This window comes from Rahnella victoriana, from assembly GCF_021276285.1.
Classification (GTDB): Bacteria; Pseudomonadota; Gammaproteobacteria; order Enterobacterales; family Enterobacteriaceae; genus Rahnella; species Rahnella victoriana.
In genome coordinates this window covers 735,744-746,975 of the sequence record NZ_CP089919.1, presented here as the reverse complement: position 1 = coordinate 746,975, position 11,232 = coordinate 735,744, and the positions used below count along the sequence as shown (strand labels likewise).

General features: G+C 52.5%; 6 protein-coding genes. 3 read left to right on the top strand and 3 right to left on the bottom strand.

Features of this window, described 5'->3' with window-relative positions:
• Nucleotides 1-393: 393 nt before the first annotated feature.
• Both J9880_RS03605 and J9880_RS03600 read left to right on the top strand, forming a co-directional pair.
• Entirely contained in the window at nucleotides 394-1,755 is a 1,362-nt protein-coding gene (locus tag J9880_RS03605) for an APC family permease (protein ID WP_095924744.1), read from the top strand.
• A 134-nt stretch (nucleotides 1,756-1,889) separates the two neighbouring features.
• Nucleotides 1,890-2,144 carry a hypothetical protein gene (locus J9880_RS03600; protein WP_131694419.1) on the top strand — a complete coding sequence of 85 codons (255 nt, stop codon included), beginning with the start codon at nucleotides 1,890-1,892 and terminating at the stop codon, nucleotides 2,142-2,144.
• A gap of 52 nt (nucleotides 2,145-2,196) precedes the next feature.
• On the opposite strand, the gene J9880_RS03595 is transcribed toward J9880_RS03600, so the two are convergent.
• The 3 genes from J9880_RS03595 to J9880_RS03585 are packed head-to-tail and all read right to left on the bottom strand — an operon-like array spanning nucleotide 2,197 to nucleotide 7,318.
• On the bottom strand, nucleotides 2,197-3,162 hold the full coding sequence (locus tag J9880_RS03595) for an acyltransferase (protein ID WP_131694420.1): 966 nt from the start codon (nucleotides 3,160-3,162) through the stop codon (nucleotides 2,197-2,199).
• A complete protein-coding gene (locus tag J9880_RS03590) occupies nucleotides 3,159-6,224 on the bottom strand; it encodes an efflux RND transporter permease subunit (protein ID WP_232770093.1) in 3,066 nt (1,021 codons plus the stop codon). The genes J9880_RS03595 and J9880_RS03590 overlap by 4 nt, the downstream gene beginning before the upstream one ends.
• Complete coding sequence (locus tag J9880_RS03585) at nucleotides 6,224-7,318, bottom strand: efflux RND transporter periplasmic adaptor subunit (protein WP_095925283.1); 1,095 nt, start codon at nucleotides 7,316-7,318, stop codon at nucleotides 6,224-6,226. Before J9880_RS03585 ends, J9880_RS03590 begins: the two co-directional genes overlap by 1 nt.
• A gap of 291 nt (nucleotides 7,319-7,609) precedes the next feature.
• On the opposite strand from J9880_RS03585, the gene J9880_RS03580 reads away from it, so the two are divergent.
• On the top strand, nucleotides 7,610-10,324 hold the full coding sequence (locus tag J9880_RS03580) for a cation-transporting P-type ATPase (RefSeq protein WP_232770092.1): 2,715 nt from the start codon (nucleotides 7,610-7,612) through the stop codon (nucleotides 10,322-10,324).
• The last annotated feature ends 908 nt before the right edge of the window (nucleotides 10,325-11,232 follow it).

Genomic DNA, 11,232 nt, shown 5'->3' with positions numbered 1-11,232 from the left:
TCAGAAACGCATTACCGATATTTTATAACGGGAATGACGGCTCATTCATTTTTGTTTTACAGGATAAAAACAATTAACAAAACGATCACGAAACCTTTTTGGCAATACGTGCTCGTTTTTGCTGACTATTTTATTTATTGCCTGCATTTATTCTTACCTGGCTTGTCAATTCCCTACTTAATAAGGCAAAATATGCGCCCCGCAAAACGGGGAATTACCCGCTATTACTTCATTGACGAAGCCTTTCTTCGTACAAGAAAACATTCAAAAACAGAGGCCGGGCACAGTACCGGATAGATATTTACTTTAAATACCGACAGACATGTCGCGAGGAAACATCAATGGTGCAGCACTCTTTTTATGCGGCGAATTCCGTCATGGGACATCAACATCATGTCGGATAATCTCGTCACAGGGTCCTCTTCCCGCGTGGAATTACGTAAAAGTCTTACGCTGATTCCGGTTGTCATGATAGGTCTGGCCTATATGCAACCCATGACACTGTTCGATACGTTCGGTATTGTCTCCGGCCTGACTGACGGCCATGTGCCGACGGCGTATGCCTTTGCGCTGATCGCCGTGCTGTTTACCGCCCTGAGTTACGGCAAGCTGGTACGCCGCTATCCTTCGGCAGGTTCCGCCTATACCTACGCGCAAAAAGCCATTCATCCGGTGGTGGGTTTTATGGTCGGCTGGTCGTCGCTGCTCGATTATCTGTTCGCGCCGATGATCAACATCCTGCTGGCGAAAATCTATTTTGAAGCGCTGGTGCCGTCGGTGCCGTCGTGGATATTTGTGGTCGTGCTGGTTGGCTTTATGACGCTGTCAAATTTGCGCAGCATCAAAACCGTCGCCAACATTAATACGCTGGTGGTGGTGCTGCAGATTGTGCTGATCACGGTGATCACCGGCATGGTGATTTATGGCGTTGATCACGGCACCGGTTACGGCACGCTGACCAGCACCAAACCATTCTGGGGTGAAAATGCCCATACCGTGCCGATGATTACCGGCGCGACCATTCTGTGTTTCTCATTTACCGGTTTTGACGGTATCAGTAATTTATCGGAAGAAACCAAAGACGCAGAACGGGTGATCCCGCGGGCGATATTCCTGACGGCCTTAATCGGCGGTGTGATATTTATTGCCGCGACCTATTTCCTGCAACTGTATTTCCCGGATATCTCCAGCTTTAAAGATCCGGATGCCTCACAGCCGGAAATCATGTTGCAGGTGGCGGGCAGGGCGTTCCAGTTTGGCGCGCTGATTTTCTCCAGCATCACCGTGCTGGCCTCCGGCATGGCGGCGCACGCGGGCGTTTCCCGCCTGATGTATGTGATGGGGCGCGACGGTGTATTCCCGAAACGTTTCTTCGGCTATATCCATCCGAAATGGCGTACGCCGTCTTTCAACGTGCTGCTGGTCGGTGCGATTGCCCTGATGGCGATTAACTTTGATCTGGTTACCGCCACGGCGCTGATTAACTTCGGTGCGCTGGTGGCCTTTACCTTCGTGAACCTGTCGGTGATTTCGCAGTTCTGGATCCGCGAGAAGCGCAACAAAACGCTGCTCGACCATATCCAGTATCTGCTGCTGCCGCTGTGTGGCGCGCTGACCGTCGGCGCTTTGTGGGTGAATCTGGAAGAAGGATCGATGGTGCTCGGGCTAATCTGGGGCGCAATCGGCTTTATCTATCTGGCCTGCATGACCAAAAGTTTCCGCAATCCGGTACCGCAATACGAAGACGTGGCGTAACGCGTTGTTGCTCTAAAAATGGCTCCTGCGGCATTATCCTGCGGGAGCCATTTTTGTTGATGCCATACATGTCAGGCTGACCCAGGGCGGATCCACATTCAGGAAAATAATGGGTAGCGTGGAGAAGAAACTCAATGCCGCGTAATAACAGTTTTATACGCTTTATCCGCGGCTTACTCCGTATCGCCTCTACGATCCTCACCTTTACTCTTCATCATGCTTTTGAAGCACTTATCGGCCCGCTGATCGTTATTGGCTCAATACTTTGCATCATGCTTTTTGAACCCTGGCCGATGAAGTTTATCTCTATGGGGCTATGGCTGGTGTTTCTCTATTTACTCTCTAAAGCGATTGATAAGCTTACACATAAAGATAAGCATAATAATTAACGCACCCTTTTTTGTTTGCCCTCAACCGCAAGGCGGGTTTGTTAATGCTTTATCAAAACGTAATCAGCTTCTTCGTTATTTTATTCTTCAGCAGCAACATGGAAGACAGCACTGAAAGCAGGAAGGTCAGCAGGATGACGAACAGTTTGGCGGTCAGGGAATTGATCGGGATCCACTGGATCAATAAATTGAACACGGTGTAGTGCAGGATATACACGCCGGTCATGGTTTTACCCAGTGAGCTGACCATCTCGCCGACCGGCAAACGCGTGGCATCCTGTTTGACGCCGTTGGCCGCGATAATGATCAATACCACCAGAATATAAACCTGCGAGCCGGTCAGGATAAAGCTGTTGCGCTCGACGTTGAAGATGGAAAAGAAGAAATACTTTTCGTAATACCAGGTGAAAACATACACAAAGGGAATGGCGATGGCGGCGATTTTTGCCACCCGCGGGCGGCCATACAGCGCGGAAACCACCGGGTCATACAGCAACTGACCGGTTAGGTAAAACAGGATCCATGTCCAGATACGGAACTGTGCGGGCGTCGAAAAACTTTTACTCTCCGTGTAATAGATCGCCAGCAGATCGTAGGCATACGAGAAAATCAGCAGCCCGGCGATCAGCATCGCCAGAACAATGCGCCTTTTTGCCAGCCAGTCGACCACCGGATGAAAGGTGTAAATGATCACCAGTGAAAACATAAACCACGGCTGGATCAGATAGCCTTTCTGATAGGGACTCCATAAGTAATAAATGGAAAACCAGAAAATGAAGATGGTCAGGATGCCGCGTATTTTCTTCAGTTGCCATTCTGATGTGTGCTGCGAACCGGCATCCATATAGCCGGTCACCACGAAAAACAGCGGCGTGGCGATGGTGGAAATAAAGGTCAGAAACGCCAGAATACTGTCGTGATTGTAATTGTAATTATCGTAGGTGTTATAAACGGTAAAAAAGGTCACGGCGGTCAGGCAGCCGAGCGTTTTAATAATGTTCAGTCCCGTTGTGTTCATTGTGCGCGTCGTTGTCCTTCACGATGGAAACAGTTGTAAATCACAGGCAGAACCAGAAGCGTCAGCACTGTGGCAAATCCCAGCCCGAACATAATAACCACGGCCATGCTCTGGAAAAAGACATCCAGCAACAATGGCGCAAGTCCCAGCACCGTGGTGAAGGCGGTCAGCAGGATCGGCCGCAGGCGCGAGGTGGCGGCGTAGATAATGGCTTCGGTCTGGTTTTTCTCTTTTTTCTGCTGGCCGATCTCCTCGACCAGCACGATGCCGTTGCGGATTAACATCCCGCTCAGACTGAGCAGACCAATCAGCGCCATAAATCCAAACGGGATCCCGGTCAGCAGGAAACCAAAGGTGACGCCGATCAGTGCCAGCGGCACGGTCAGCCAGATGGCGATGGCATTTTTCACCGAACTGAACATCAGGACGGTGATGATAAACATCATCAGGAAGCCGATCGGCAGCGTGGTGAACAAGCCCTGCTGCGCCTCGGCGGAATTTTCCGCGTCGCCGCCCCATTCAATGCTGTAGCCGTGCGGCAGGGTCAGCGCCTCAATCTGCGGCCGGATACGCGCCAGCATATCGCCGGACGTCTCGCCGCTGGCCGGATCCGGATCGGTCTGCACGGTGAGCATCCGCATGCGGTCACGGCGCATGATCAGCGGATCTTCCCATTCGACTTTAAAATCACTGACCACGTTACTCAGCGGGATAAATTGCTGGCGCGTCTGGCTCCACACCATGATGTTCGCCATGTGATCGACATCCAGCCGTTCCGCCGCCGGAGGACGCAGAACCACCGGCATCAGCGTCGAGCCGTCACGGAAAATCCCGACGGTGCTGCCGCTGAAATTCATCTGCAAGGCGCTGTCTACATCCCCCCGGTCAACGCCCAGTTCGCGTCCGAGGTAAGGCGAGAACACCGGCCGCACCATTTTGCTGCGATCCTGCCAGTCGTTGCGCACGCCGTCTGCCGACCCGTCATCAAGAATAATTTTATCCACCTGACTGGCGATCCGCCGCAGAGTATCCGGATCCGATCCTTTGATGCGCACTTCAATCGCGCTGTCGCCGGACGGGCCAAACATGATGCGTTTAAGCCGCGCATTCACTTCGGGATAATGCTGCGCAATATCCTGTTCAGTGCGTTCAATCAGGCCGGCGATTTTCCGCTGATCATCCATACGCACCATGATCTGCGCGTAGTTGGAATACTGGCGCTGGCCGTTATAAGTGAGGATAAAGCGCATTCCGCCCTGACCGACGGTGGTGACGGTGTTTTCCACGCCGTCCTGATGGTTGATCTTTTTCTCGATTTCCCCGGCAATGCGCGCGGTGTAATTGATGTCGGTGCCGTAGGGCATCCACAAATCGACGAAGAAAATCGGTGTATTGGACGACGGGAAAAAGTTCTGACGCACGAAGCCGAATCCCCAGACGGAGGCCACCAGCAACGCCGCCAGCACGGTCAGTGTCACGGTCTGTCGCGCCAGTAACGCGGACAGGACACGCCGGTAGACGCGAAATATCCAGCCGCCGTAAGGGTCGGTCTGTCCGTCGGGTTTTTTCTCCGCCACTTTCATATTGGCGAACGCCCATTTTACCAGCACCGGCGTCAGCGTCAGCGCGGTCACCCAGCTGAGCATCAGCGAAATCAGCAGCACCTGGAACAGCGATTTACAGTATTCGCCGGTGGAATCCTGCGAGAGACCAATCGGCGCAAACGCCAGAATGGCGATCACCGTCGCGCCCAGTAACGGCAGGGCGGAACGTTTAATGATGTGCGAGATGGCGTTCATCAGCGGGTTACCCTGCTGGCGGGAAATCAGCACGCCTTCCACCACCACGATCGCGTTATCCACCAGCATACTGAGCGCAATGATCAGCGCACCGAGGGAGATCCGCTGAAGTTCGATGCCAAACAAAGACATGATCAGCAAGGTGCCGAGCACGTTCAGCGCCAGCGACACGGCAATGATAATGCCGCTGCGCAGCCCCATGAAGATCAGCAATACGCCGACCACAATCGCCAGCGCCATCAGGAAGTTAATGATAAAGCCGTCAACGGATTTCTTCACTTCAGCGGCCTGATCATAGAAGACTTTCAGCTGGATCCCCGCCGGTTTATCGGCTGAAAGTTGCTGCATCCGCGCTTCGATCGCGTGGCCGATATTCATGACATTGACGCCGGGAATATACGAGACGCCGAGGGTCAGCGCGTCGCGGCCATTGGCGTGGTAAATATTGCCCGGATGATCGCTCACGCCCTGCGATACGGTGGCGATATCGCGCAGGTAAATGCTGTGGGTGGATCCGGCGGGACTGATCAGCACATTATTCAGCTCATCAATGTTTTGAAATCCGCCGCTCGGATGCAGACGGATCGACTCGCTGCCGACCGTCATGCTGCCCGCGTCGGACACCAGATTCTGCCGGTTCAGAACGTCGGCAAGGCGCGGCAGGGTGACGCCGTAGGCTGCCATTTTGGCGCGGGAAATCTCGATATTCACCTGTTCAGGAATGATGCCGCCGATGGCGACTTTCCCCACGCCGGGCACCAGCACCAGTTCCCTGCGCAACTGTTCGGCGTATTTACGCAGTTCCGGGTTGGTAAAATTGTCGCCGTAGATCGAGAAAAAATAACCGTACACATCCCCGAAATCGTCATTCACAAACGGCGGGCTGACACCGGGCGGAAACTGCAACGTGGCGTCGTTGACGCGGCGGCGCAGTTCATCCCAGATTTGTGGCAGTTCAGACGAGTGATAGCGGGAGTCAATATTGACGGTGATTTGCGATAAGCCGACGGCGGAAATTGACGAAATATTATCGACGTAGGGCAGGCGTTGCAGGGCATTTTCCAGCGGCAACGTGACTTCTTCCTCGACCTGCTGGGAAGAGGCACCGGGATATTGCACCGACACCACGGCGGTTTTGATGGTAAATGCCGGATCTTCCAGCCTGCCGATATTGAATAACGCAATCAGCCCGCCCACCCCGAGCAGCAGGATCACCAGCCAGACGCGCGTCGGGTTATTGATAAAACTGTCATTAATGCTCATTACAGTCCCCGTTCCCTGACCCAGATGCGAACCGGCTGCTGAGCGTGCAGTTCGCCCACGCCTGCGGCAACCACTCTGTCGCCTTTTTGCAGTCCGGCGGTGATTTCAATGCCTTGCGAGGTCAGCTCGCCGACGGTGACTTTGCGGTCTTCGACGTGCAGGGTGTCGCCCTCACCGGCGACCAGCCAGACGTGCGCGTCGTTGCGCTGACTGCTGTCCGGGTTAAACACTGCTTCAACCGGGATCACCAGCGTCTCTGCCGGTGTTGCCGTGGCGAGATTGGCCGGATTGACCGTCACCGTGCCGCTTAACCCGGCCACGGCCGGGAAGTTTTCCGGACGCGGCATGGTCAGCGTCACCTGCCAGGTCAGCGAATTGGCTTCACTGCTGGCGGTGTGTTCTTTATAGGTGGCGGTGAATTCGCGGTCGGGCAGGTTATTGATGCGCACCCGTGGCTGATAACCGGCATTACGCATATCAAGGCTGGTAAACAGGTTTTCCGGCACGCTGAATATCACATCCAGCACATCGGCACGGCTGATAGTCGCCACCGGCTGACCGGCGGCCACCACCTGATGATTGCGCACGGAAAGCCGGGCAATCACTCCGCTGAATGGCGCGGTCAGGTTCAGGTCATTGAGTTCTTCCTGCGCGATTTTCAGCGCGGCGGCGGCGGAATCCCGGCTGGCTTTGTGCACTTCCAGTTCCGCCTGCGACACCACGTTGCGCCGTGCCAGCGTCTGATAACGTTCGAACTGGCGCTGCGCCAGCGTGGCGGCGCTCTGGCGATCATTAAGTCGCTGACGGGCATCATTATTGGTCAGGCGGGCGAGGATTTGCCCTTGTTTTACCGCTTCGCCTTCACGCACATCCAGCGTCTGTAACTGGCCTGCGCGCTTGAAAGCGATGTCGGTATTATCCCCCGCCAGAATACGGGCCGGAAAAACGCGGGTGCTGAGCGGACTGGCCGCTTCGGCGGTGGCGATTTTAACCTGACGTGGCGGAACAGGGGCGTCTGCGGTTTTCTGATCGCAGGCACTTAACAGGAACAGAAGGAACGAAAGTAACAGAGCGGGAGAAAAACGGATGTTCAACATACTTCCCTCATGCAAACCACGCGCGAAATAATAAATACCGGCAGAATACTCAGGGGCTTTAGTGTCAGGCACCGCTATATTCTGCTTTGACGTATTTTCAGTGAGACTATTAAGCGACTTCTTGTTTTTGTTTATGTAATTGTTTTTTTAAAGCAGGGAATTAACACTATTTAACACGGTATATTATAGTTTATACAGCTTTAAGCATCTTGCCAGAAAACATCATGACAATTCATTCATTACCCGCTTCATTTATGAACCATTTCAGGGGTCAAGGAGTCAGGCATCATGAATAACCCAGCGCCACATTCTGTGAATACATTAACAACAGAAAAACTGTGGTATCAGCAAAGTGTAGAAGAAAGTCTGGCAGGGTTGCAGTCCGGGCCAGACGGGCTATCTCCCGAAGACGCACAAAACAAATTAAAACATTACGGTCCGAATGTCCTGCCGCAAAAAGAAGGTAAGTCTTTATTTATTAAGTTTATCTCCCACTTTAAAGATATCCTGATTTATATATTGCTTGCCGCCGCGGTGATCACCGCGATTATGGGGCACTGGGTTGATACGCTGGTGATATTAGGCGTGGCGGTAATCAATGCCCTGATTGGCTTCATTCAGGAAAATAATGCTGAGAAATCATTGAAGAGCATCCAGAATATGCTTTCCAGTGAGGCGCTGGTATTACGCGGCGGCCAGCAGGTTACCGTGGCTACCGACGAGATCGTACCGGGGGATATTGTGCTGTTGCGCCCTGGCGATAAAATCCCTGCCGATTTACGGCTGATCGATGTGCATAACCTGCGGGTCGAAGAGGCCATTCTCACCGGTGAATCCACCGTCGTATCGAAAAAGACCGACTCGCTGGAAGGCGAGAAATCCATCGGTGATCGCAAAAATCTGGCGTTTTCAGGCACCACCGTCAGTTCCGGTACCGCCAGCGGCGTGGTGTTTGCGACCGGCGGCCAGACGGAACTCGGTCACATCAATGAAATGCTTTCTTCTATAGAAGACAACAAAACGCCGCTGCTGGTGCAGATCGACAAACTCGGCAAATCCATTTTCATCATTATTCTGTTCATGATGGTGGCGTTGCTGATTTTCGGCTATCTGCTGCGCGATATTCCGTTTGGCGAACTGCTGCTGTCGGTTATCAGTCTGGCGGTGGCGGCGGTGCCGGAAGGGTTACCGGCGATCATTTCTATTATTCTCTCCCTCGGCGTGCAGGCCATGGCGCGCTCGAAAGCCATTATCCGCAAACTGCCGACCGTGGAAACGCTGGGCGCGATGTCAGTGATTTGTTCGGATAAGACCGGCACGCTGACCATGAATGAGATGACCGTGAAAGCGGTCATTCTGGCGGATAATGTCTGGACGGTAGAAGGCAACAGCTACGAACCGATGGGCAGCTTTACCCCCGCCGGTGCGGCGACACCGCAACCTGCGGATTCGTCACCGCTGCTGACTCAGTTTCTGCGTACCGTGGATATCTGTAACGACAGTACGCTGAAGCAGGACGCGCAGGGTCACTGGGGCATTACCGGCGGTCCGACCGAAGGGGCGCTGAAAGTGCTGGCCGCCAAGGCGCATCTGCCGGAACTGGCGTTCAGCCTCAGCAGTAAAATCCCGTTCGATTCGCTTTACAAATATATGGCGGTGGCCGGCGAGAAAAACGGCCAGTCGCAGATCATGCTGACCGGCGCGCCGGACGTGCTGCTCAAACTCTGTCAGTTTCAGCAGACACCGGAAGGCGCGGTGCCACTGGATCATGCCTATTGGGAATCGGCGATCACCCAATATGCCAGCGAAGGGCTGCGCATGGTGGCGGCGGCCTGGAAGCCGGTCGATCAACCGGTTGCCGCCCTGGACCATCCGGAACTCAGTCACGGCATGGTGCTGATTGGTATTGCGGGCATGATGGATCCGCCGCGTCCGGAAGCGATTGTGGCGATTGGCGAATGCCAGCAGGCCGGGATCCGCGTCAAGATGATCACCGGTGACCATCAGGAAACCGCGATGGCCATCGGTAAAATGCTCGGCATCGGCAACAGCGAAAACTCCATCACCGGTTATGAACTGGAGCATATGGATGACGCGCAACTGAGAACCGCAGCCGTGCAGTTCGATATTTTTGCCCGTACCAGTCCGGAACATAAATTACGTCTGGTGAAAGCCCTGCAGGATACCGGCGAAATTGTCGGCATGACCGGCGACGGCGTGAACGATGCCCCGGCGCTGAAACAGGCCAACGTCGGTATCGCCATGGGGATCAAAGGCACGGAAGTGACGAAAGAATCTGCCGATATGATCCTGGTGGATGACAACTTTGCCACCATCGCCAACGCGGTCAGGGAAGGGCGGCGGGTTTACGACAACCTGAAAAAAACCATCCTGTTTATTATGCCGACCAACCTGGCGCAGGGGTTGCTGATCATCATCGCCATTCTGATGGGCAATCTGCTGCCGCTTACCCCCGTGCAGATCTTATGGATGAACATGGCGACTTCCGCGACGCTCTCCTTCGGACTTGCATTTGAGAAAGCCGAAAGCCGCGTGATGCGTCGTCCGCCGCGTAACGTCAGCGCGCATGTCATGGATAAATACGCCATCTGGCGTGTGGCCTTTGTGGGCCTGCTGATTTCCATCAGCGCCTTCCTGCTGGAAGCCTGGCTGCAACCGCGTGGTTACGAACCGGAATTTATACGTACCGTGCTGTTGCAGACGCTGGTGACCGCGCAGTGGGTCTACATGATTAACTGCCGTGATTCGGATAATTTCTCTCTCAGCCGTGGTCTGCTGCAAAACAAAGGCATCTGGATTGTCACCGTGGTGCTGTTCGCGCTGCAGGCCATCATTATCTATGTGCCGCTGATGAACACGCTGTTCGGCACGCGGCCCCTGCCGTTTATCTACTGGATCATCGGCCTGCTGATCGGTGTCGCCCTGTTCGTGATTGTCGAGATAGAAAAAGTGCTGACCCGAAGCTGGCGCAAGACGGCGTAAAAGGAAACGCCCCGGCGCGGGTGTTTTTTGTGCCGGAGAAAATGAAAAGCGGTCATGACCTGAACATAACGCCGTTGATTAAATAAACAGAACCCGCCGCAAGGCGGGTTTTTTTACGTCTTTATTAAACCGCTGTTTTAATTATCGGATAAAAACTTATCAGAATATTCCGTAGGGTTTTAGACACTATTTAACCAGTCGCCTTCACTTCTCCCCTCATTGTCACTTTTATTTAACCTTTTTCCTGCATTTCTTTAAGAATGGTCTTGGTATTCATTGGCTTGTAAAATCAGATAATTACCATTATTTGTCTGAATTTAAAGCCATTAATGGGTTTTCAGCCAGGGTTAGGAATGATCTGTGGCTTCTTATGGTTAAATGAAAATGTTAGGGGGCATACATAAATGCGTATAAAAAACCAATAGTTTAGTTTTCTTAAGCTGTTTTTAGGAAAATGACTCAAAGCCGAAACAATAATGTTTGGTTTTTGTAAAAAGCTAAATCTAAAATCACACTTAAAAAAGTGAAATATCCTGTTTTAATGTAAAGATTCAGATAATTAAGTGTGTTAAATAAATTGTTCAAATGAGAGGAGTTCTTGATGAGATAGTTCTTAGATTTTAGGCGTGATTAAAGTCAAAAGCGTCGTATAGCTCACACTTTGATGGTTTATTAGGAATTTGTGTAAGAATGCGCCTAGAAAACAGTCACACATTTAACGATAAGAAAGTGTAAATCGATCGGTGAAACCTATTGTTGCGCGTAATTATGAGCGAGAAAAACGATTTGAAGAGTTTCGGCTGCGTATTACTCTACATACAGTTACTGGAAAGGTTTAAATATGATGTAGAGCGAATTAAACATTCGTTTTTCTTATATCGTTATGAGAGTGCTTTATTCTTCCCCGG

Excerpts from the sequence above, each read along its gene's own strand:
- J9880_RS03605 (WP_095924744.1), top strand. The coding sequence starts at position 394 with ATGTCGGATAATCTCGTCACAGGGTCCTCTTCCCGCGTGGAATTACGT.
- J9880_RS03600 (WP_131694419.1), top strand. The coding sequence starts at position 1,890 with ATGCCGCGTAATAACAGTTTTATACGCTTTATCCGCGGCTTACTCCGT.
- J9880_RS03595 (WP_131694420.1), bottom strand. The coding sequence starts at position 3,162 with ATGAACACAACGGGACTGAACATTATTAAAACGCTCGGCTGCCTGACC.
- J9880_RS03590 (WP_232770093.1), bottom strand. The coding sequence starts at position 6,224 with ATGAGCATTAATGACAGTTTTATCAATAACCCGACGCGCGTCTGGCTG.
- J9880_RS03580 (WP_232770092.1), top strand. The coding sequence starts at position 7,610 with ATGAATAACCCAGCGCCACATTCTGTGAATACATTAACAACAGAAAAA.